This window comes from Corynebacterium sp. HMSC04H06 (assembly GCF_001815935.1).
GTDB lineage: Bacteria > Actinomycetota > Actinomycetes > Mycobacteriales > Mycobacteriaceae > Corynebacterium.
In genome coordinates this window covers 1-20,639 of sequence record NZ_KV823413.1, presented here as the reverse complement: position 1 = coordinate 20,639, position 20,639 = coordinate 1, and the positions used below count along the sequence as shown (strand labels likewise).

General features: G+C 67.4%; 19 protein-coding genes. 4 read left to right on the top strand and 15 right to left on the bottom strand.

Annotated elements, in window-relative coordinates:
- Window positions 1-14 precede the first annotated feature (14 nt).
- Window positions 15-956 (top strand): hypothetical protein, encoded by a 942-nt coding sequence (locus HMPREF3067_RS03125; protein ID WP_070768280.1) that lies wholly within the window; start codon window positions 15-17, stop codon window positions 954-956.
- An 87-nt stretch (window positions 957-1,043) separates the two neighbouring features.
- Here HMPREF3067_RS03125 and HMPREF3067_RS03120 read toward each other — a convergent pair whose 3' ends face one another.
- On the bottom strand, window positions 1,044-1,640 hold the full coding sequence (locus HMPREF3067_RS03120; RefSeq protein WP_246819217.1) for a WKL family lipoprotein: 597 nt from the start codon (window positions 1,638-1,640) through the stop codon (window positions 1,044-1,046).
- A 169-nt stretch (window positions 1,641-1,809) separates the two neighbouring features.
- Between HMPREF3067_RS03120 and HMPREF3067_RS03115 the strand changes: the two genes are divergently transcribed.
- Window positions 1,810-2,748 (top strand): asparaginase, encoded by a 939-nt coding sequence (locus HMPREF3067_RS03115; RefSeq protein WP_070768287.1) that lies wholly within the window; start codon window positions 1,810-1,812, stop codon window positions 2,746-2,748.
- Here HMPREF3067_RS03115 and HMPREF3067_RS03110 read toward each other — a convergent pair.
- Window positions 2,745-4,157 (bottom strand): DNA polymerase IV, encoded by a 1,413-nt coding sequence (locus HMPREF3067_RS03110; RefSeq protein WP_070768279.1) that lies wholly within the window; start codon window positions 4,155-4,157, stop codon window positions 2,745-2,747. The genes HMPREF3067_RS03115 and HMPREF3067_RS03110 overlap by 4 nt on opposite strands.
- 58 nt (window positions 4,158-4,215) lie before the next feature.
- On the opposite strand from HMPREF3067_RS03110, the gene HMPREF3067_RS03105 reads away from it, so the two are divergent.
- Together HMPREF3067_RS03105 and HMPREF3067_RS03100 are read left to right on the top strand one after the other, a co-directional pair.
- Window positions 4,216-4,872 carry a GntR family transcriptional regulator gene (locus HMPREF3067_RS03105; protein WP_070768278.1) on the top strand — a complete coding sequence of 219 codons (657 nt, stop codon included), beginning with the start codon at window positions 4,216-4,218 and terminating at the stop codon, window positions 4,870-4,872.
- The gene (locus HMPREF3067_RS03100; protein WP_070768277.1) at window positions 4,869-6,110 is read left to right on the top strand and encodes an MFS transporter; all 1,242 of its coding nucleotides are present in this window, start codon (window positions 4,869-4,871) and stop codon (window positions 6,108-6,110) included. The genes HMPREF3067_RS03105 and HMPREF3067_RS03100 overlap by 4 nt, the downstream gene beginning before the upstream one ends.
- Here the strand turns inward: HMPREF3067_RS03100 and ileS are convergent.
- The 13 genes from ileS to HMPREF3067_RS03035 all read right to left on the bottom strand — a co-directional run.
- Window positions 6,107-9,256 carry an isoleucine--tRNA ligase gene (gene ileS / locus HMPREF3067_RS03095; RefSeq protein ID WP_210400075.1) on the bottom strand — a complete coding sequence of 1,050 codons (3,150 nt, stop codon included), beginning with the start codon at window positions 9,254-9,256 and terminating at the stop codon, window positions 6,107-6,109. The two genes, HMPREF3067_RS03100 and ileS, sit on opposite strands and share 4 nt — an antisense overlap.
- A gap of 362 nt (window positions 9,257-9,618) precedes the next feature.
- Entirely contained in the window at window positions 9,619-9,825 is a 207-nt protein-coding gene (locus HMPREF3067_RS03090) for a hypothetical protein (RefSeq protein ID WP_070768275.1), read from the bottom strand.
- Window positions 9,826-9,974: 149 nt separating this feature from the next.
- On the bottom strand, window positions 9,975-11,045 hold the full coding sequence (locus tag HMPREF3067_RS03085) for a DivIVA domain-containing protein (RefSeq protein ID WP_070768274.1): 1,071 nt from the start codon (window positions 11,043-11,045) through the stop codon (window positions 9,975-9,977).
- A gap of 291 nt (window positions 11,046-11,336) precedes the next feature.
- Window positions 11,337-11,627 carry a YggT family protein gene (locus HMPREF3067_RS03080; RefSeq protein ID WP_070768273.1) on the bottom strand — a complete coding sequence of 97 codons (291 nt, stop codon included), beginning with the start codon at window positions 11,625-11,627 and terminating at the stop codon, window positions 11,337-11,339.
- Window positions 11,628-11,754: 127 nt separating this feature from the next.
- Window positions 11,755-12,198, bottom strand: a complete 444-nt coding sequence (locus tag HMPREF3067_RS03075; protein ID WP_070768272.1) for a cell division protein SepF — start codon at window positions 12,196-12,198, stop codon at window positions 11,755-11,757.
- A gap of 63 nt (window positions 12,199-12,261) precedes the next feature.
- Complete coding sequence (locus tag HMPREF3067_RS03070) at window positions 12,262-13,017, bottom strand: YggS family pyridoxal phosphate-dependent enzyme (protein WP_070768271.1); 756 nt, start codon at window positions 13,015-13,017, stop codon at window positions 12,262-12,264.
- Complete coding sequence (gene pgeF, locus HMPREF3067_RS03065; protein ID WP_070768270.1) at window positions 13,007-13,771, bottom strand: peptidoglycan editing factor PgeF; 765 nt, start codon at window positions 13,769-13,771, stop codon at window positions 13,007-13,009. The genes HMPREF3067_RS03070 and pgeF overlap by 11 nt, the downstream gene beginning before the upstream one ends.
- Window positions 13,772-13,802: 31 nt before the next feature.
- The gene (gene ftsZ / locus HMPREF3067_RS03060) at window positions 13,803-15,098 is read right to left on the bottom strand and encodes a cell division protein FtsZ (RefSeq protein ID WP_070768269.1); all 1,296 of its coding nucleotides are present in this window, start codon (window positions 15,096-15,098) and stop codon (window positions 13,803-13,805) included.
- A gap of 231 nt (window positions 15,099-15,329) precedes the next feature.
- Window positions 15,330-15,959: a cell division protein FtsQ/DivIB gene (locus HMPREF3067_RS03055; protein ID WP_246819216.1), complete on the bottom strand. Its 630-nt coding sequence runs from the start codon at window positions 15,957-15,959 to the stop codon at window positions 15,330-15,332.
- Window positions 15,960-15,979: 20 nt separating this feature from the next.
- Window positions 15,980-17,395 (bottom strand): UDP-N-acetylmuramate--L-alanine ligase, encoded by a 1,416-nt coding sequence (gene murC, locus HMPREF3067_RS03050; protein ID WP_083319106.1) that lies wholly within the window; start codon window positions 17,393-17,395, stop codon window positions 15,980-15,982.
- A gap of 71 nt (window positions 17,396-17,466) precedes the next feature.
- Window positions 17,467-18,549 (bottom strand): undecaprenyldiphospho-muramoylpentapeptide beta-N-acetylglucosaminyltransferase, encoded by a 1,083-nt coding sequence (gene murG, locus HMPREF3067_RS03045; RefSeq protein ID WP_070768266.1) that lies wholly within the window; start codon window positions 18,547-18,549, stop codon window positions 17,467-17,469.
- 10 nt (window positions 18,550-18,559) lie between these two features.
- The gene (locus tag HMPREF3067_RS03040; protein WP_070768265.1) at window positions 18,560-20,062 is read right to left on the bottom strand and encodes an FtsW/RodA/SpoVE family cell cycle protein; all 1,503 of its coding nucleotides are present in this window, start codon (window positions 20,060-20,062) and stop codon (window positions 18,560-18,562) included.
- Window positions 20,059-20,639: glutamate ligase domain-containing protein (locus tag HMPREF3067_RS03035; protein ID WP_305764490.1), on the bottom strand; the 581-nt coding region annotated here is incomplete at its 5' end. The genes HMPREF3067_RS03040 and HMPREF3067_RS03035, both read right to left, overlap by 4 nt.

The following is a 20,639-nucleotide window of genomic DNA, read 5'->3' as shown; positions in this document are numbered from 1 at the left end:
GTAATTTGGAATACGTGTTTCGTGTTAAAGCTATCCCCGCTGTCCTAGTCACCTCCCTGCTGCTGGCCGGCTGCAACTACCAAGCCCCCGGCCCGGCCGTGGAGCAGCCCGTGGGCATGGCTGTCGATGCCCCACGCGTGACCGTCGAATCCACCGGCCAGGGCGACAAGAAGGTGCTCGCCTTCGCCGACATCGACTCTGAGCAGGAGCTCAACCTGGATATCACGGAAGGCTTCCAGCAGGACGTCCTGCGGGCCGATGCCGCAGCCGACTTCCGCGCCGAGGACATCGACACCGCCACCACTCACCTGCCACTTCAAGGCTCCGTGGAACAGGCCTCCGAGGCCACCGAGGGCCAGGCGCCGGCCACCCGGAATGCCTTCTTCACCGTGGGCGAGCCCGGCTTCGACGGCGATTCCGATATCTCCTCGGCCGAGGGCTTCCAGTTCGGCTGGCGCGCCGAGGACAACGGCCAGATGTCTTCGCTGCGCCTGGCCGCCCCGCAGGAATCCACGGATACCGCACGGGCGATCGCCGAGCAGGCCATCACCAAGCTGACGGCCCTGCCCGTGGTCTTCCCAGACGAGGAGATCGGCCCCGGCGCGACCTGGACCGTAGAGTCGCGCGTGCCGGGTGAGGCGGTGTTGTTGCAGGAGACGACCTACACGCTGGAATCGCTTGCGGATGGGCGCGCGGAGCTGGGCGTGGAGATCCACCAGCGCCCGTCGCTGGGCGCGCTGTCGCTGGACGGCCAAGCGGAGGGAACCGATCTGGAGGGTCAGGAGCTGAAGGTACTGGACTCGAGCACCAACAGCACGGGCTCGCTGACCGTGGATCTGGGCAAGCCCCTGCCCGTGGCCGGCAACGTCAGCATGCACACCAAGATCACCTACGGCACCCCGGAGTCCGAGGTGCGCGTGGTCCAGACCTCCGCCACCGCGCTGGACTTTTCCTAGAACCCCGGCCCCGCATGGCACGAGACCCTCCCGGCCGCTAGGGCGGGGAGGGTCTTCGGCTCAATAGTTGCGCGGCGGCGGGCGGGCTTACTGCTCGCTGACGGCGCCGTCGTTGTTTTCGACGCTGCCGTCGGTGCACATGGCCGGCACCTGCTCCGGGGCGACGGTGTTGGTGATCAGGGTGCAGGCCCAGGACTGGGACAGCTTCCACTTGCCGTCTTCGTAGACGAACTCGACGTTGTCGGCGGTCTGGCCGGGCTCTTCGGGGACGCTGAAATTGACGGTGGCCAGCACGGACTGCGGGGCGTAGCCCGGCAGGACCGGGTCGACGACCTCGAAGGTTGCGCCGGTCTCGGCCTTGGAGGCGGCCATGGTCTCGAAGAGCTCGGGGGCGGTCTCGCCGCCCTGGACGGTGGCGACCTTATCTTCCTCGGAGGCGGCCGGGTCCGTGGCGGTGGCCAACACGGCGTTCAGGTCCGCGGCGGTCGGCTGCTCCGGGGTCGCGCTGTCCCCCTCCGCGCCGGCGGAGCCGTCAGTACCCTCGGCGGATTCCGCCTGGGTGGTCGCGGCGGAGTCGGTGGCGTTGTTCTCTTCCTCGTCGGAAGAGCAGGCGGCCAGCGCCAGCCCGGCGGCCGTGGCGAGTGCCGCGGCGGAAATCCGACGACCAAGTTGAGCGTTAATCACGAAAAAGATCTCCTTGCATAGGGTCCAGCGCGCGGTCTTGCAGAGCGCGCCTGTCAGCCTTATTTATGCTACCGGCTTTGCCGCCACCTGCGAAACACGCGCGCCGGAGCTATCAGCCAATTCCCAAACTCTCCCCGCTCGCAGCCCCCCAAAGGTTATGCTGGAGCGCATGAATTCCACCTCCGCGTCCCCGTCCATCGTCGTCTTGGCCACCGGCGGAACCATAGCCTGCACGAAGGATGATTCCGGCGCGCTGGTGCCCACCCACCAGGCCGCGGACCTGGTGCAGGGGCTTGAGCACCCGCTGCCCGTCCGCGCCGTGGACTACCTGCAGCTGGATTCTTCCGCCATCACGCCGGCCGACCTGGACGGGCTGCTGGCCGAGGTCCGCGGGCTACTGGCCGATCCCGCCACCGCCGGCGTGGTGATAACCCACGGCACCGATTCGCTGGAAGAAACGGCCATGGCCCTGGCCTGCCAGCTAGCGCCTGCCAAGCCCGTGGTACTTACCGGCGCCCAGCGCGCCGCCGACCACCCGGACCCCGACGGGCCGGGCAACCTGCAGCTGGCCCTGGACACCGCCTGCCACCACGCGGGCGCTGCCACCGGCGGGGCGTGGGTCTGCTTCGGCGGACAGACGCTGCCGGCGGCAGGCGTGCGCAAGCGGCATACCAGCCAACTCGACGCCTTCGAGTCGCTCGAGGTCCCACACGCGCTTTCTGCCCGCTTCCCGCTGCCGGCGGGCGCGCTGGATACCGCCCCGGTTGCCACCCTCGCGGCCTACCCGGGCGCCGAGCGCGAGCTTATCGATGCCGCCGTGGCCAGCGGAGCCCGCGGCATCGTCGTCGCGGCCATGGGCTCGGGCAACATGTCCCCGGCGATGGGCCAGGCCCTGGGCGAGGCGCTACGGGCCGGGACCAGCGTGGTGATTTCGACCCGCTCGCCCTACGGCGCGGTGCGGCTGGCCTACGGCGGTGACGGCGGGGGCGCATCCTTGGGCGCGGCGGGAGCCTTGGGCGCGGGACCGCTGCGCCCAGGGCAGGCCCGGATCCTGCTGGCGGCCTGCCTGGCCGGGGGCGTGGACCCGGCCGAGGTCTTTAGCTTCTAGTCCTCGTCCAGACCGGCGAGGTCATCCTCGCGGGCTAGGAACCACTCGTCCCAGGCCAGCGAGTCCAGCGGATCAGCAGGCACCAGGTCCGGGTCGTCGTCGGGAAGTGACTTGGTGCGCCCGGGGCCGGTGGCGCGCGTTTCGAAGCGCACGCTGACCACCCCATGGCCCGCCCCCTGGATCCAGCCGTGTCCGTAGTCCGGGTGGTAGACGTCCTGGGTGGCCACCCACTGGCTATCCGGGGTATCGGCGACATCGACGGCCACGGGGCCCGTATCTACCGTGCGATCGGCCACGCCGGTCTCGAAGTCGCTATCCGGCGGGACGGGCCTAACGATCTCGCGGTCGAGCTCGGGGAAGAGCACGTCCTGCCGGGCGGTTTCCAGCCCGGAATAGCCCACGCCGACTAGGCGGATGGGGCCCAACTCCGCGGGGTAGCGCGCCAGCTTGAACGCCGCGGCGCGCAGGGTCTCGAAGTCGTCGGTGGCGTAGGGCAAGGTCGCCGAGCGCGACTCGATGTGAAAGTCCGCCATCCGCAGCTTGACCGTCACGGTGCGCGCTCCCCGCCCGTCCTTGAGCAGGCGGACGTGCGCGCCCTCGGCGGCGCGGTCGATAGCCGCGTCCACCTCCGCCTCCGTTATCAGATCCTTCGGGTAGGTGTGCTCGGCGGAGATCGACTTGGAGATGGCCCGCGGGGCGACTTCGCGCGGGTCGATGCCGCGCGCCATCTCCCACAGCTGGCCGCCGACCACGGAACCGACCGAGATCTCCACCTCGCGCTTGCTCAGGCTGGCCAAGTCGCCGATGGTCTTAATCCCAATCGAGTGCAGCTTCTGCGCAGTCACCGGGCCGACGCCCCAGAGCTTGGCCACGTCCAGCGGGTGGAGGAAGTCCAGCTGCTGGTCCGCGGGGATGACGAATGTGCCGTCCGGCTTGGCCTCGCCCGAGCCGATCTTGGCGAACTGCTTGCCCGTGCCCGCCCCGATGGAGCACGGCAGGCCGGTCTCGGCACGGATGGCCGCGCGCAGCTCCTCGGACCAGTCGAAGACGGTCTGGGCAGAAGCGCCCTGCAGCTCGGCCGGCTCCATGAATCCCTCGTCGATGGACAGCTGCTCGATGAGCCCGACGCGGGAGGAAATCAGTTCGAAGACGCGCCGGGAGGCGGCCTGGTAGACCACGCGCCGGGGGCGGATCACGACGGCACGGGCGCTGACCAGTTGCTGGGCGCGGTACATGGGCATCGCCGAGTGGGCCCCAAAGGCGCGGGCCTCGTAGCTGGCCCCGGCGACCACGCCGCGGCCGCCCAGGCCGCCGACGAGGACGGGGCGCCCGCGCAGGGTGGGCCGGGTCAGCTGCTCGACGGAGGCGAAAAACGCGTCCATATCGATGTGGAGAACCCAGCGCTGCATACCCCCGATCTTAACCTGGCACTTGCCCCGCAACCCAACTTGGATCCATGATGTATCCATGTTGCATACAAAGACCGAGCACCCCTCCCCGCCCGCGGCGGAACGGGCCTATGCCTACCTCAAGGAACGAATTATCGACGGCACCGTGCCCGGATCGACCATGCTCAGCGAGGGCGAAGTGGCCCAGGAACTCGGTTGCAGCCGCACCCCCGTCCGCGAAGCCTTCCTCCGCCTAGAGGTCGAGGGCTTTTTGCACCTCTACCCCAAGCGTGGGGCCCTGGTGGTGCCGCTGACCGCCCGGGACATCCGCGAGGTCTACGAGGCCCGCGAGCTGGTGGACCGTTTTTCCGCCGAGCACATCTGCGGACTCTCGGACAGCGAGCGTCACGTCATCGGCGGCGTGCTGGAGGCCATCATCGCCGAGCAGGACGCAGCCCTAGCGGCCGAGGACTTGGCCGAATACACCCGCCTGGACGCCAAGTTCCACCAGACCATCATGGACAACGGCGGCAACCGCTTCCTGTCCCAGCTCGGCCACAGCCTGCGCGAGCAGCAGCAGCGCTTTACCGCCACGGCGGTCGGGCGCAGCCCGGCGCGCGCCCGCCGCTTCGTCGACGGCCACCGCCAGCTCACCCGCGCTCTTAACGACGGCGACTTCGAGGCTTACAGCCACGCCTTATCTGACCACCTCACCCACTCCCGAAATCAGTTATGACCACTACCGTTACCGAACGCATCCCCTCTGTTAAGTCCTATCCCTCCCACGCCTGGTGGCCTGTGGCTGGCACCATGGTCGCCGTCGCCTGGGGCGGCAACGAGTTCACCCCGCTGCTGGTGATGTACCGCGAGGTTTCCAGCTTCAGCCAGGTCACCGTCAACGGGCTGCTGGCCGCCTACGTGGTGGGCATTATCCCCGCCCTGCTTATCGGCGGGCCGTTATCCGATCTCATCGGCCGCAAGCCCACGCTGCTGCCGGCCGCTCCTCTGTCCCTGTTCGGCTCCTTCCTGCTGTCGGTGGCCCCGAACGAACCGCTGATTATCGCCGGCGGGCGCGTGCTCTGCGGCATGGCGCTGGGCCTGGTCATGGCGGTCGGCTCCACCTGGATCACCGAGCTCGAGCCCCGCGGCGGCGCCCGCAAGGCCTCGCTGTGCCTGACCGTCGGCTTCCTCGTCGGCGCCGGGCTGGCCTCGGTGCTGGCGCAGTGGGGCCCGTGGCCCACCCACCTGGCGTATGTCATCCACATCGTGCTAACCCTGGCCACCGGCTGGTGGCTGGGCCACGCTCCCGAGACCCGGCAGCCCATGCGCGGGTCCATCAAGCGCACGGTGTTGGAGCTAACCATCGGCGACATGCTGACCATGCTGCGCATCCCGGCCGCCGCGCACCGCCGCTTCTTGCGCGTGGTGGTCCCCGTCGCCCCGTGGGTCTTTGGCTGCGCCGGCGCGGCCTATGCGCTGCTGCCCCAGCTGCTCTCCCGCTCGGCCGGGGACGTCCCCATCGCCTTCTCCGGCCTGATGACGGTCATCACCCTGGGCTGCGGCGTGGGCGTGCAGATGCTCGGCCAAGTCATTGACACCAACCGCTCGGCGCGCGCCTCGGCTATCGCCATGGCGGTTATCACCTGCGGCACCTTGCTGGGGGCCGCCGCCGCGCACACCCTGTCGCTGCCGCTGGGCATTCTCGCCGCTGCCACGATGGGCGCCGGCTACGGCCTGGCCCTGGTGGCCGGGCTGTCCGAGGTCCAGCGGATCGCCGGCGAGCGGGAGCTGGCCGGCCTGACCGCCGTCTACTATTGCATCGCCTACCTCGGGTTCTTCATCCCGATGGCGTTCTCGGCGCTGGCGCCGTATATCGGCTTTACCAGCCTGTTTTCCGTCGGCGCGGTGCTCGCGCTGTTCTGCCTGGGCAACGTGTCCCTGGCCTGGCGCAAGCACCTGCCGGGCACAAATTAATTCTTCGCGACGGTGGCGGTAACTCCCGCCACCACCTGGTGCACGCCCTCGCTTTCAGCGGGGGCGTTTGTACTGACCTGGAAGTCCGTGGCCAGCACCTCGCCCGCGATGTGCTCGGCGTGGCGACGAGCCCAGTCTTCCTTCTCCGCCGGCACGTAGAGCACTGCGGAAATCCGGTCGCTGACCTCGAACCCGGAGGCCTTGCGGGCGTCCTGCAGGCCGCGGATAACGTCCGCGGCCCAGCCCTCGGCCTCCAGCTCCTCGGTGACGTTGGTGTCCAGCACCACCAGACCGTCGACGCCGTCGATGCGGGCCGTCGAGTCCGGATCCGCCGCCTGCAGGCGCTCGGTGTACTCGTCGGCGTGCAGGGTGATGTCGCCGTCGACGACGACCTCCTCGCCTTGGCGCTCGTAGTTGCCCGCCTTCAGGTTCTTGATCGCGCGCTGGACGTCCTTGCCCAGGCGCGGGCCGGCGACCTTCGCGTTGCAGACGACCTCGAAACGGCCGGCGGAATCCACGTCCTCGGTCAGCTCGACCTCCTTGACGTTGACCTCATCGCGGATGATGCCCGCGAAATCCGCCAGCTTGTCCGCGCCGGCCATCGCCACGGTCAGCTTCGGCAGCGGCAGGCGGTTGCGTAGCTTATTGGACTTGCGCACCGAGGACGCTGCCGAGGCCACCGCGCGGGTGGCATCCATGGCGGAGACCAGGGCATCGTCAGCTGGGTAGTCCGCCGGATCCGGGAAGCTGGTCAGGTGGACGGAACGCTCACCGGTCAGGCCGCGGTAGATGACCTCGCTGATGTGCGGCAGCAACGGGGCGAAGACGCGGGCCACGGTCTCCAGCACCGTGTAGAGGGTGTTGAAGGCCTCCGGGTGCTCCGCGTCGCCGGACCAGAAGCGGTCACGGGAGCGGCGCACGTACCAGTTGGTGAGCACGTCTGCGAACAGGCGTGCCTCCTCGGTGGCGGTGGCGATGTCGGTATTCGCCAGGGCGGCATCGACGTTTTTGACCAGGTCGTGCGTCTTGGCCAGGATGTAGCGATCCAGCACGTTGGTCGAGGAGGTGTCGAAGTGCGCCTCCTGGCCGGCGTAGAGCTGCAGGAAGGAGCAGGCGTTCCAGATGGGCAGCAGCGCCTGGCGCACGCCGTCGCGGATGCCCTGCTCGGTCACGATGAGGTTGCCGCCGCGCAGGATGGGGCTGGACATGAGGAACCAGCGCATGGCGTCCGAGCCGTCGCGGTCGAAGACCTCGTTGACGTCCGGGTAGTTGCCCTTGGACTTGGACATCTTCAGCCCGTCGTTGCCTAGGACGATGCCGTGGGCGACGACCTTCTTGTACGCCGGGCGGTCGAACAGAGCGGTGGACAATACGTGCATGACGTAGAACCAGCCGCGGGTCTGGCCGGAGTACTCGACGATGAAGTCCGACGGCGAGTGGGTCTCGAACCAGTCCTTGTTCTCGAACGGGTAGTGCTTCTGAGCGAAAGGCATGGAGCCGGACTCGAACCAGCAGTCCAGCACGTCCGGCACGCGGCGCATGGTGGACTTGCCCGTCGGATCATCCGGGTTCGGGCGGGTCAGCTCGTCGATGTACGGGCGGTGCAGCGAGCTCGGGCGCACACCGAAGTCGCGCTCCAGCTCGTCCAGCGAGCCGTAGACGTCCATGCGCGGGTACTCCTCGGAGTCGGAGACCCACACCGGGATCGGCGCGCCCCAGTAGCGCGAGCGGGAGATGTTCCAATCGCGGGCGCCCTCTAGCCACTTGCCGAACTGGCCGTCGCGGATATGGCCCGGCATCCACTCGATCTCGTTGTGGTTGAGCTCGACCATGCGATCACGGAACTCGGTGACCTTGACGAACCAGGACGGCATCGCCTTGTAGATGAGCGGCTCGCCGGAGCGCCACGAGTGCGGGTAGGAGTGCTCGATGGTCCGGTGGCGCACCACGCGGCCCGCGGCCTTCAGGTCGCGGATGATGTCCTTGTTGGCGTCGAAGACCAGCTGGCCCTCGTAGTCCGGCACCTGGGAGGTGAACTTGCCGTCGTCGTCGACGGGGATGACCAGTTCGATGTCGTGCGCGGCGCAGGTGTTCATATCGTCCTCACCGAAGGCCGGGGCCTGGTGGACCACGCCGGTGCCGTCCTCGGTGGTGACGTAGTCGGCAGACAGTACCTGGAAGCCGTTGCGCATATCGGCGAAGTAATCGAAGATCGGCTGGTAGTTGAAGCCGGTCAGCTCCGCGCCGGTGAAGGTCTTGACGACCTCGGCGTCCTCGCCCAGCTCCTTGGCATACGCCGCGCGCAGCCCGTCAGCGAGCACGAAGAGCCGGCCGGCGAACTCGCCGTCGCCGCCCACGCGTGCTAGGGCATAAGTGACCTCCGGGTGCACGGCCAGGGCGGAGTTAGACGGCAGGGTCCACGGGGTGGTGGTCCAGGCCAGGAAAGAGGCGTCGGCCAGCTCCGGGTTGGCCTGCAGTGTCTCCTCCGCGGCCGAGCCGGCCAGCGCGCCGGTGACCGGGAAGGTCACGGTCAGCGTCGGGTCCTGACGCATCTTGTAGGAGTCATCCAGGCGGGTTTCCTGGTTCGACAACGGGGTGTGCTCGGCCCAGGAGTACGGCAGCACGCGGAAACCCTGGTAGATAAGCCCCTTGTCGTAGAGCTCCTTGAAGGCCCACATGACCGACTCCATGAAGTCCAGGTCCATGGTCTTGTAACCGTGGTCGAAGTCCACCCAGCGGGCCTGGCGGGTGACGTAGTCCTTCCACTCGCCCGCGTAGCGCAAAACCGAGGACGCGCAGTACTCGTTGAAGCGCTCGAGGCCCATCTCCTCGATCTGGCCCTTGTCGGTGATGCCCAGCTGCTTTTCGGCCTCCAGCTCCGCCGGCAGGCCGTGGCAGTCCCAGCCGAAAACGCGGGGGACGTAGTTGCCCGCCATGGTGCGATAGCGCGGGACGATGTCCTTGACGTAGCCGGTCAGAAGGTGACCGTAGTGCGGCAGGCCGTTAGCAAAAGGCGGGCCGTCGTAGAAGATGTATTCCGGCTTGTCCTCGGTCTGATCCAACGAGGCCTGGAAGGTCCCGTCCTGCTTCCAGTAGTCCCGGACGACCTCTTCCATATCCGGGAAGCGGCTGGAACCGCCGGTCATGTCGACCTTGGGGTACACGCCGCCGACATTGGGGCTGTGGTGGTTCACGGTATTGCTCCATCCTTCACGCGCGGTAATTAAACACTGCGCGGGGACGCCCGTTATGAGCGCGGTACCACCCCGCTTGGAGCCCGCATGGCGCTCCCGCTTCGTTGATCGTGAAGGAGTTGACGGTCCCACCCGCCCGGTTCTAATAAGCGCTGCTCAGATAACGCAAAAGGCAGCGCCGTTCTTCCGGAATACTCCCCGGTGATTGCCGGATCATCGTATATAAGCCCTTAGTATAGCCGCCCGAGCGCCGGCTCGGCCAGTCCCCGCGGCAATTCGTTTCCGCACCAGGCCAGCCGGCGGGGACAGGACAGCTAGGACTGGCGGGCCGCGTCCTGCGGCTGCGAGCTAGGCGGGGTCCGGTCCCCGCGGTGCTTGGCAAAGGCGTCAATTATAACCAGGATGATGCCGGCGGCTGCGGCGACGAAAACCACCACGAGCGACCAAGTGGCCGCGGACAACAGGTAGTTTACGAAGGCGATGAAAGCGATGAACGCTAAGACCAAGGCAGCAATCAGCATGGAAAATGACGCCCTTTCTCGCAGATGCGTATCAAACTGGCTTATGCATTAAACCTACACCAAAGCCCCCGTCGCGCACGGTTATGACCGTGGGCGTCCGGGGGCGTGCGGTAGCGCGGGGAAGACGAGCTTCCTCCCCTAGCGAAGTCTTAGGAGTTGGACTCGCCGTTCGGGGCGGCGGAGCCGCGGCTCTCGAGCTCCTCCAGCTGGGACTCCAGCAGGGTCTTCAGGCGGGTGCGGTACTCGCGCTCGAAGGTGCGCAGCTCGGAGATGCGGGTCTCCAGGGCGGTCTGCTGCTGCTTGACCGTATTCATGATCTCGGTGTGCTTCTTCTCAGCGTCAGCCTGCAGGGCCGCTGCCTTCTCCTCGGCCTGGCGGATCTGGGCCTCGGCGCGGGAGTTAGCCTCGGACTCGGTCTGCTTGGCGCGCTGCTGGGCCTCGGCGACCTGAGCGTCGGCCTTCTTCTGGGCCTCGTCCAACTGGGTGCGGGACTTGGTGTCGGCGTCGGACAGCTGCTTTTCGGCGGCGGTGCGCGCGTCGCTCAGCATGGACTCGGACTCGGCCTTGGCCTCGTTGGTCAGGCGGTCGGCCATCTCCTGGGCCAGGCCCAACACGCGGGCGGCCTGCATGTGGGTCTCCGGGGTAGCCAGCCCGTTGGCGTCCGCGGTGGCGGCAGCCGCCGGGGTCTCCTTGGCGGTGGAAGCGAAGGCGGAGGAACCGGAAACGTCCGCGACCTTCTTCTGCAGCTCCTGGTTTTCCTTCTTGGCAACCTCCAGGTCACGGCGGGCCTTGTCCAGGTCCTGCTTGGCCTTGGTGGCCTCGTCCTGGGCGGCCTTCAGCTCCTTGGAGTCGGCGCTGGACTTGCCAGCGGCGGAAGCCTGCTCCTTCTTGGCGTTTTGCGCGGCTTCGGCCTTGGCGTCGGCCAGCTTCTTCTCGTATTCCTTGTCGAGCTGGGAGCGCAGGTCTGCCTCGATCTCCTTGCGGAGAGCGGCCTCGTCGACCGAAGAGGTAGCGGACGCCGCGGAAGCGGTGGCGGCGCCGGAGCCGGACTGCAGGCTGTTGACCTGCGACTGCAGCTCGTCATTCTCGTCCTGCAGCTGGGCAAGGGCGTCTTCAACCAGGTCGAGGAACTGGTCGACCTCGTCCTCGTTGTAGCCACGCTTGCCAATCGGCGGCTTGCTGAACGCGACGTTGTGTACATCAGCTGGTGACAGCGGCATTGACTTCTCTTCCCCTTCAAGTCGGTGCAACCCCGGAGGTTTCCGGAGCCAATAGAAGATATGAATCAAGCTACGAGCCTACACTCGTCGCCCAACCCAAGGTTTTCTAATCGGACAATAATACGATTCTTCGTTTCATTGTAACCAAAAAGACACAGTAACGGACGATTACTCAAGTCTCAATATTAAGCCGAGGTTGACGATTTTGCACTTTCGTTTACCTCTGCCCCGCTAGTGCTCGTCCGTCACCGCCGTGTTCTAGCCCGCCGGAGGCCGGCCAAATCACGGAAACTAGACCATCGTGGCAATGACGATATTCATCAGGATGGCCAGGATAATGAACAGGACGATGATTGACATGTCTAGCGCTACCCCGCCCAGCCGCAACGGCGGAATGAGTTTGCGCAGGGCTTTTACGGGCGGATCTGTGACCGCAAACAACGGCTCGGCGCACATCATGAACCAGCGCGGCGGGTTGAACTGCCGGGAAAAGGACTGGATCATCTCGATGATGATGCGCACGATTAGCGCTAGGGAAAAGATACGGAGCACGGCGTACAGAATAATTCCTAATTGACTCACCCCTTCGACCCTATCCGAACTACCCCCACCTTTGGGGAATTACCCGGTAAGCCACGAAAAATCCCCGGGTGCCCTCACCGGGGTTAACCGGTGGGCAAAGCCCGGGGAGCAAAAAGCCGTGGCGTGCTTAGCGCAGCTGGGCGGCGCGCTCCAGCTCTAGGGTGGAGATGTTGGCGCGCTCCGGCACGATGGCGAACACGCGGCGCTCGGTGTCTAGACCCTTGGTCAGGTCGACCATGCGGCCGCGCAGCGCGAAGCAGAGACCGGCGGCGAAGTCGATGAAGCGCTTGGCGGCGGACTTCTCGGCGTCGGTCAGCTCGAAGACTACGGCGTCGCCGTCGCGGAAGGGCTCGCCGATCTTCGGGGCATCGTTGTAGGTGGTCAGGGAAATCGGCACGATGGTCGGCGCGAACTCCGGCTCGGCCGGGGTGCGCTCGTAGCTCGGGCGCGGCTGGTAGGCCGCGGAGCCGGCGGTGGCGTAGCGAGCGTCGTCCTCGTAGTAGGCGTCGTCGTGGTCCATGTCCATCGGCTGCAGGCCGAAGAACTCCTTCGTGCGATCAATAAATGACATATGTGGTCTCCCTCTGACCCGAAATGTACAAGTGCGGTCTGATATGCGTCTTTGCGTTGGTTTTTAACCTACTGGCCGCGCGCCCATGATGCCGGTTCCGACACGCACGATATCCGTGCCGGCAAAAATTGCCTCGCGCAGATCCGCGCTCATCCCGGCCGACAGCTCGAGCGGGTGGCCGAGCTTCTCCCCCAGCTCGTCGACCAGCTGGCGCGCGGAGGCAAAGACCTCTGCCGCGTCCGCCTCCACGGGCGGGACGACCATGATGCCGCGCAGGTCCAGGTTGTCCAGATCCTCGACCACCCGCAGCAGGTCTTCGGCCGTGTCCCAGGCCACGCCCCCGCGGGACGGATCCGAGTCGTAGGACAGCTGCACGTAGACCGGCAGGTTCTCACTGCGCTGGCCGCGCTCGCGCGCCAGCTCCACCCCGCGGTCGAGGGCGTGGGCGAGTTTTTCGGAATCCAGCGAGTGCACGCTGTGTGCCCAGCGGGCCACGTGGTTGGCCTTCTTAGTCTGGATCTGGCCGATCATGTGGAAGCGCATCTCGGGCAGCTGCTCGGCCTTGGCGCGGGCTTCCTGCTCGCGGTTTTCCGCAACATCGGTCACCCCCAGCTGGCTAAGCAGCGCGATGTCCTCGGCCGGGTGGAACTTGGTCACCGGCAGCAGGCGCGGCGCCGGGCGGCCGGCTTCGGCGGCCAGTTCGGAGATCTGCGCCCGGGTGCTAGCCAGGCCGCGCTCCAACTCGGCGAGCCGGGCCTGGTCGCTGCCCTGGTCTGCCGTGTCCTGCTGGCGGTCCTGCGGGGTGGTCTTATCGGTCATTGTCGGTCTGCTCCTCCAACCAGATGAGTCCTGCCTGCCGGCCGGTCGTCCCCTCCCGGCGGTAGGAAAAGAAAGTGGTGTCCTCGATAGTGCAGCGCGGATCCGCCTGGATGGCGGTAACGCCCAAGCCCATCAGCTGCCGGATGAGCCCGGCGCGCACGTCGATGCCCGGGGTGCCCTTCTCGGTCGTCGTCCGCGAGCCGGGCAGGTGGGCCTCGACGTCGGCGGCCATCTCGGCGGGTACCTCGTAGTGCCGCCCGCTGGCGGCCGGGCCCAGCAGCACCTGCAAGCGCTCCGGGCGCGCGCCGAGGTCGCACATCGCCTCCACGGTCGCCGGAACGATCCCGTTGCGCGCGCCTAAGCGCCCGGCGTGGGCGGCGGCGACCACGCGGGCTTCCGGGTCGGCCAGCAGCACCGGAGTGCAGTCGGCGACCAGCACGCCCAGGGCCAGGCCCTCGGTGGCGGTGACCAGGGCATCGGTCGCCTCCACGGGCTCAGACTGCGAGCCGTCGACGACGGTGACGTTATTGGTGTGGAGCTGCTCCATCCAGACGATCTCGTCTAGGCGCAGCAGCTCGCGCAGGCGCTGCCGGTTCGCCGCGACCGCCGCCGGGGCGTCGCCCACGTGCTCAGCCAGGTTGAAAGACTCGTATGGGGACGCCGAAGCCCCTCCCGAGCGGGCCGTAAAGACCATCCGGAAGGGGCGTTTCAGGCGGGCGGGGCGGGTGGTGCGTGCTTCCTCGTTTACTGGCATGCACTCCAGACTAGCGCGCGCTAGGACTTAATTAGCGCAAGAAGTCCGGCACGTCCAGGTCGTCGTCGCCGCGGTTGTCACGCTCGTCGCGGTAGCTCGGGCGGTAGTCCTCGCGCGGGGCCTCCCGGTCGAAGCGCTCGCGGGTGGTAAACAGCCCGCTGTCGCCACGGGAGTCACCGGCGCGGCGCTGCGGCTCGGACTCGCGCGGGCTGTAGCCCTCGCGCTCGTCGTGGCGCAGCTGGTGGCGCGGCTCGTAGCCGCCGCGCGGCTCCTCGGCCGGCTCCGGCTCGGTGACGCGGTCGCGGTTTTCGAACAGCGAACCCGAGCGCTGCTGGGTCTGCTGCGGGTGGGGCTCGCCAGCCGGCTTATCCGTAGCGTTCTTCTCAGCGTCGAAACCGGTGGCGATGATGGTCACACGGACCTCGTCGCCCAGGTTGTCGTCGATGATGGTGCCGAAAATCAGGTTGACGTCCGGGTCGGCCTTCTCCTCGACCATGGAGGAGGCCTCGTAGACCTCCTGCAGGCCTAGGTCGGAGCCGCCGGCCACGGACAGCAGCACGCCCTTGGCGCCCTCCATGGTGGACTCCAACAGTGGGGAGTTGATGGCCTGCTCGGCCGCGGTCATGACCCGGTTGTCGCCGCGGGCAGAACCCACGCCCATCAGGGCGGAGCCGGCGTCGGCCATGACGGAGCGAACGTCGGCAAAGTCGACGTTGATCATGCCCGGGATGAGGATCAGGTTGGAGATACCCTGAACACCGTTATGGAGGACCTCATCGGCGGCGCGGAAGGCTTCCATCATGGACAGGTTCTCGTCGCCCAGCTGCAGCAGGCGGTCGTTCGGGATGACAATCAGGGTGTCGCAGACCTCGCGGAGCTGCTCGATGCCCTCCAGGGCCTGGCGGGTTCGGCGGGCGCCCTCGAATTTGAAGGGCTTGGTGACGACACCGACGGTCAGCGCGCCCTGCTTCTTGGCGATGGAGGCCACGACCGGGGCGGCGCCGGTGCCGGTGCCGCCGCCCTCACCGGCGGTGACGAAGACCATGTCGGCGCCGTTGAGGGCGTCCTCAATCTCGGACTTGTTGTCCTCGGCGGAGGTGCGGCCGACCTCCGGGTTGGCGCCGGCGCCTAGGCCGCGGGTGGCCTCGCGGCCGATATCCAGTTTGAAGTCAGCGTCGGAGAAGATCAGCGCCTGGGAGTCCGTGTTGATTGCCACGAACTCGACGCCCTTGAGGCCTTCTTCGATCATGCGGTTGACGGCGTTGACGCCGCCGCCGCCGACGCCGACGACCTTGATTTCCGCCAAATTGTTGTTCGGTGTGCTCATGAGAGGTGGTCAAACCTTTCGGGATTTGTTGGTAAATAAACGAGGAATTGCGCGCCTGTGACGCGGTTGTTATCCATCTTCACTGACACACGTGTAATTTACGTGTTCATTTGCCCGCGTGTCGGTACCCTCAACCTCTACTTTAGGGTTGCTGACATGGGCTTTTATGCAGTTCGCGCCCCCACCATACGGCAATCAGGCGGGGCGCGAATTCAAGAATTTTTTACAGCGCTAATCGCGCTTGGTCACCAACTCGGGGTTAGTGATATTCCACTGGGTGCCGTCCATCTGCAGCACGGCGGAAAACGCCCGCGCCTTGTCCGCGTTGTCGTCGTTCGCGCCCCAGACGACCGTACGGCCTTCCGTCAGGTGCAGGGTGGCCGAGTATTTCTCGTCAATGCTGAGACTTTCGACCTGGGCGCGCTGGTCCTGCGACAGGGCGGCCAGGATCTCGACGGCGTCGACCAGGCTGGACTTGTCATCACTGTCTATCTCCACGGCCCCTTCCGGCGGCTCGGCGACGACGAATTCCTTGCCCGCCGAATCAATGAGGTGGGTGCCATCGCCCTCGCGCAGGAAGGCCACGGCCTCCCGCTCGGTGATGTCCACCTGCACCGTGCTGGGCAGGGAGCGGCCCACCGTCGCGGACTTGACCCACGGAAGGGTGGCCACGCCCTCGGCGGCCGCGTGCGCGTCCAGTCGCATCAGGTTGCTGCCCTCGGCTATCCCGGAGGCCTCGCGGATCTCTTCCTCGGTGACCTGGGTGGCACCGTTAAGCTCGAAATTCTGGGCCTTAAACACGGGGAAGAACCACACCACGGCGGCAGCAATGACCACCACCGCCACGAGGGCGCCTACCACCGAAAGTACTAGCTTGCTCCTCATTGGAAACGCTGCTCCAGCTCAGCCAGGATCTCCGCGGCCACCAAGGTGACCGAGCCGGCACCCATGGTCAGCACCAGATCGCCCGGTTTGACGGCCGCGACCACGCTGGCCGCCGCCGCGGAGAAGTCCGGCTCGTAGAAGACCTCGGTTCCCGCGGGGATCTTGTCGGTGATGATGCGGGAGGTGATCCCCTCCACCGGTTGCTCGCGGGCGCCGTAGATATCCAGCACGACTGCCACGTCCGCCAGGCTCAGCGCGTCAGCAAATTCCTGCTGGAATTTCATGGTGCGCGAGTACAGGTGCGGCTGGAAGCAGACCACCACGCGGCCGGCGCGGGTGGTCGCCTCCACCCGCTCGCGGGCGGCGCGCAGGACCGCGGCTACCTCGGTCGGGTGGTGCGCGTAGTCGTCGAAGACTTCCACCGGGTCCTGGCCTTGAGGCCCCGCCGCGACGGCCCCGCGGTACTCGAAGCGCCGACGCACTCCCGTGAAGTCGCTGAGCCCGTCGGCCAGCTTGTGCGGGTCCGCGCCCGCCAGCGTGCCGGCCACCAAGGCGGCGGCCGAGTTGAGCACCATGTGGTGTCCGGGGACCTGCAGCAGGTAGTCCAAGTCCACCGAGTGCCCCGCCACGTCCAGGTGGACGGTGACCCGGGTGCCCTCTGCGGTGGCCTCCTCGGTAGAAATCACCGCGGCCGCCGGGACGTCCGGGTAGCGATGGACGGCGTCGGGGGTGCCGTAGCCTACGACGGCGACGCCGCGCTGGGCGGCGCGCTGGCCCATCTGGGCCGCGTGCTCGTCCTCCAGGCAGACCACCAGGTGCCCCGTCGGGGTGATCCGGTCGGCGAAGTTCTCGAAGACCTGGAAGTAGGCGTCTGGGGTGCCGAAGAAGTCCAGGTGATCGGGCTCGATATTGGTCACCACCGCCACGTCCGGGCGGTAGCGCAACAGGGAGGCATCCGACTCGTCCGCCTCGGCCACGAAGGCCTGCCCACTGCCGTGGTGGGCGTTGGTGCCGGCCCGGTTGAGCTGGCCGCCGATGGCAAAGGACGGGTCCTCGCCGGCCTGCTGCAGCGCGTTGACCGTCATCGAGGTCGTCGAGGTCTTGCCGTGGGTGCCGGCTAGCAGCACCTGGGTGTAGCCCTCCATCAGCTCTCCCAGCAGGTCGGAGCGGCGGATGACCGGAATGCCGGCCTCCCGCGCGGCGACCAGCTCCGGATTATCCTGCGGGATCGCGGCAAAAGAGGTGACCACGGCGGTCGGGTTCTCGCCGCTGAGCCGCAGGTTCTCTACGGCGTGGCCGACCGAGATCTGCGCGCCGAGGGTGCGCAGGACCTCCACGGCGGTGGATTCCTTCTGGTCCGAGCCGGACACGGCGCTGCCGCGGGCCAGGAGGATCCGGGCCAGGCCGGACATGCCGGCGCCGCCGATGCCCACCAGGTGGACCCGGTCGAGGTTGACTGCGTCTGGGGTGGATTCGGGACCCACTAGGATTCCTCCTTGCCTTCTCGGACGGCGGTGGCGATGTGATCGGCTAGGCGCTTGGCCGCGCCGCCGGCCGCGCTGTCGGCAACCGCCGCGCGCATGGACTTAAGGCGCTGCGCATCGCCCAGGATGGCGCGCACCTCGCGGTCGAGGCGGTCGGCGTCCAGCTCGGCGTCAGGGACTTGGATGGCAGCGCCCGCTGCCACGACATCCTTGGAATTGAGAGCCTGCTCGCCGTTGCCGTGCGGCAGCGGCACGTAGATGGCGGGTACACCGGCGGCGGAGACCTCCGCCACGGTCATCGCCCCGGAGCGGCAGACCGCCAGATCCGCCACGGCCAGGGCCGCAGACATGTCATCGATGTACGGCACCGGCACGTAGCCCTCGCTCGACTCGGGCAGCGCGTTCTTCTTGCCGACGGCGTGCAGGACCTGGAACTCCCCGGCCCAGGAGAACTTCGCCTCGGCCACGGCGCGGTTAATGCTGGCCGCGCCCTGGGAGCCGCCGGTGACCAGGATGGTGGGAATACCCTCGCGCAGGCCCCAGAGCTCGCGCCCGCGGGCGGCGGCCTCCGGGTCGTTGCCCAGTTCCGGTCGCACCGGAATGCCGACTTGCTCGCCCGGCATGCCCGAATTCGGGTGGGCGTTGAAGCCGATGCCGCCCAGCTTGACGCCCAGCTTATTGGCCAGGCCCGCCAACGCATTGGTCTCCAAAACGTAGAAGGGCAGGTGGCGGCTGGCCGCGGCCAGGTAGGCCGGCGCGGCGACGTAGCCGCCGGTGCCGAAGACGACGTCAGCGTCCACCTTCTTAAGAACCTTGCGCGCTTCCAGCACGGAGCGCATCAGGCGGTACGGCAGCTTCAGCAGGTCCAGGCTGAGCTTGCGCGGGATCGGGACCGGGGTGATCATCTCCAGGTCCACCCCGCGGGCGGGAATGAGGTCGCTCTCCAGCCCCTTCTGGGTGCCCAGAGCGGTAATAAGGACGCCGTAGTCGCGCTGCAGGACAGCGGCCACAGCCAGGGCCGGCTCAATGTGTCCGGCAGTGCCGCCACCAGCGACGACGACGGATAAAGGCTTTGAATTCATGAACTACAGGCTACCAGCGCCGACGCGGATTCCTGTCCCCGCCGCGCCCGGTGGAATCCTGCCCGCGCGGCGTGGAGCGCACCGGGCGGGTCCGCCCGGTCACCGGGGATCCGAAACGCTCCTCGCGCTGCTGCTGCCTGCGGACACTGCCCCGCTTTTGAGGGCTCGCACCCGGGCGCTCGGGGCGGCGGTCCCGAGGCGCGCCCGAACCGTCGGCGCGGCGACGACCGCCCCGCGGGGCGGCATCGGCCGGTTCCGGCTCCGCGATGAAGAAGAGCCGGTCGAAGAGCGGACGCCCGTAGTTGCGCATGGCCGAGACCGCCTCCGGCTCGTGCCGGGCCACGTTGCACAACAGGCCCATGGAGCCAATGGTGATGATTGCCGCGGTGCCGCCGGCCGAGATCATCGGTAGCTGGATGCCGGTCACCGGCAGCAGGCCGACGACGTAGCCGATGTTGAAGTAGGCCTGGGCCACCACGCCGGTGGTCAGGGTCGCCGCCATGAGGGCGTGGAACTGGTTCTGCGCACGCAAGGCGGTGCGGATGCCGAAGAACCCCAGCAGGGCGAAGAGCACGATGACCAGTGCGCCGCCCCACAGGCCGAGCTCCTCGCCCACCACGGCGAAGATGAAGTCGTTCTTGGCCTCCGGCAGGTAGAACCACTTGGCGCGGGACTGGCCAATGCCCACGCCGGCGACGCCCCCATCGGCTAGCGAGAGGAAGCCCTGGTATGCCTGGAAGCCGGTGCCCTGGGTGTCCTGGATGTTGCCCACCAGCGCGTCGAAGTAGGTGTGGAAACGGTGCGAGCGGAAACCGCCCGCGAGGAAGACGAAGACGACGCCGGCGAAGGCGAGGCCGATAATCGAGGCGACCACGCGCCAGTCCACGCCGGCGAAGAACAGGGTGAAAACGACCACCACGGCGAAGGACATAGCCATGCCCAGGTCGCCCTGGCCGATAATCAGCAGGAACATCAGGGCCGCGATGGCAGAATAGATCATGAACGGATCCAGCAGATCCTTCGGGCGGTGCTGCTTGTTGGCCAGCGCCGAGGCGCCGAAGAGCCCGATGGCCACGCGCGCCAGCTCCGAGGGCTGCAAGGAGATGGGCCCCAAGATGATCCACGACTGGGAGCCGACCTCCGCGCGGCCGGTACCCACCCCCGGGATGAGCACGAGGATAAGCAGCACGATGGATAGCAACAGGATCCACGGGATGGCCCACCGCATGGCCCGCGGCGGGATCTTCAGCGCGCCCCAGAAGGCCAACAGCCCGACCAGGACCATCGCGGTCTGGCGCAGCGCCTGGCCCCAGACCAGGCCGGATTCCACGAGAGATTCGGCCATGGAGGAAGAAAAGACCATCGTCACGCCGATGCCGACGAGCAGGAAGATGATGATCCGCAACATCAGATAGTCCAGCCCCGGCCACTTGTTCATCTGATCGAGGCGGCGCGCGAGGAAATTAGCCGCCCGCTGACCGGGCTTGGCTGACTTCTGCGATGTGGAGGTCATTGCGCTGGCTTCTCCTCGTGATCTTCCCCGGCATCCTGGGCGGCGTCGTGGGCGGATTGCTCCGTGAGAGCGCGGGCTGCGGCGGCAAAGAAGTCGCCGCGCTGCGCCATCCCGGTGTACATGTCTAACGATGCCGCAGCCGGGGCCAAAAGTACGGTATCCCCCGCCTCGGCGTGTTGCCAGGCCGCCGCGACCGCGGCATCCATGGCCGCCTGCGGGTCCGGCTCGTCTAAGACGGTGACGGGGACCTGCGGGGCGTGGGAGCTTAGGGCCCGCGCCACCAGCTGCCGGTCCACGCCCAGCACGACGGCGGCCTTGAGCTGGTCGGCGTGGGTGGCGACCAGCTGGCTGACATCTGCCCCCTTGAGCTGCCCGCCGGCCAGCCAGATGACCCGGTCGAGGCCCTCCAAGGCGGCGTCGGCGGCGTGCGGGTTGGTGGCCTTGGAGTTGTCGATGAAGCTGACCCCGCCGTATTGGTGCACGACCGCGCCGCGGTGGCCGGCGACGTGGTAGGCCGCCAGGCCTGCTTCCACGGCTTCGCGGCTCGCGCCCGCCGCCAGCCCGGCCGCGGCGGCAG

Bases quoted from the DNA above. Each gene is read 5' to 3' on its own strand.
- HMPREF3067_RS03115 (WP_070768287.1), top strand. From the start codon at position 1,810: ATGAATTCCACCTCCGCGTCCCCGTCCATCGTCGTCTTGGCCACCGGC.
- HMPREF3067_RS03110 (WP_070768279.1), bottom strand. From the start codon at position 4,157: ATGCAGCGCTGGGTTCTCCACATCGATATGGACGCGTTTTTCGCCTCC.
- HMPREF3067_RS03105 (WP_070768278.1), top strand. From the start codon at position 4,216: ATGTTGCATACAAAGACCGAGCACCCCTCCCCGCCCGCGGCGGAACGG.
- HMPREF3067_RS03100 (WP_070768277.1), top strand. From the start codon at position 4,869: ATGACCACTACCGTTACCGAACGCATCCCCTCTGTTAAGTCCTATCCC.
- ileS (WP_210400075.1), bottom strand. From the start codon at position 9,256: ATGACCGGCGGTTCCAGCCGCTTCCCGGATATGGAAGAGGTCGTCCGG.
- HMPREF3067_RS03090 (WP_070768275.1), bottom strand. From the start codon at position 9,825: ATGCTGATTGCTGCCTTGGTCTTAGCGTTCATCGCTTTCATCGCCTTC.
- HMPREF3067_RS03085 (WP_070768274.1), bottom strand. From the start codon at position 11,045: ATGCCGCTGTCACCAGCTGATGTACACAACGTCGCGTTCAGCAAGCCG.
- HMPREF3067_RS03075 (WP_070768272.1), bottom strand. From the start codon at position 12,198: ATGTCATTTATTGATCGCACGAAGGAGTTCTTCGGCCTGCAGCCGATG.
- HMPREF3067_RS03070 (WP_070768271.1), bottom strand. From the start codon at position 13,017: ATGACCGATAAGACCACCCCGCAGGACCGCCAGCAGGACACGGCAGAC.
- pgeF (WP_070768270.1), bottom strand. From the start codon at position 13,771: ATGCCAGTAAACGAGGAAGCACGCACCACCCGCCCCGCCCGCCTGAAA.
- ftsZ (WP_070768269.1), bottom strand. From the start codon at position 15,098: ATGAGCACACCGAACAACAATTTGGCGGAAATCAAGGTCGTCGGCGTC.
- murC (WP_083319106.1), bottom strand. From the start codon at position 17,395: ATGTCCGGCCTGGCCCGGATCCTCCTGGCCCGCGGCAGCGCCGTGTCC.
- murG (WP_070768266.1), bottom strand. From the start codon at position 18,549: ATGAATTCAAAGCCTTTATCCGTCGTCGTCGCTGGTGGCGGCACTGCC.
- HMPREF3067_RS03040 (WP_070768265.1), bottom strand. From the start codon at position 20,062: ATGACCTCCACATCGCAGAAGTCAGCCAAGCCCGGTCAGCGGGCGGCT.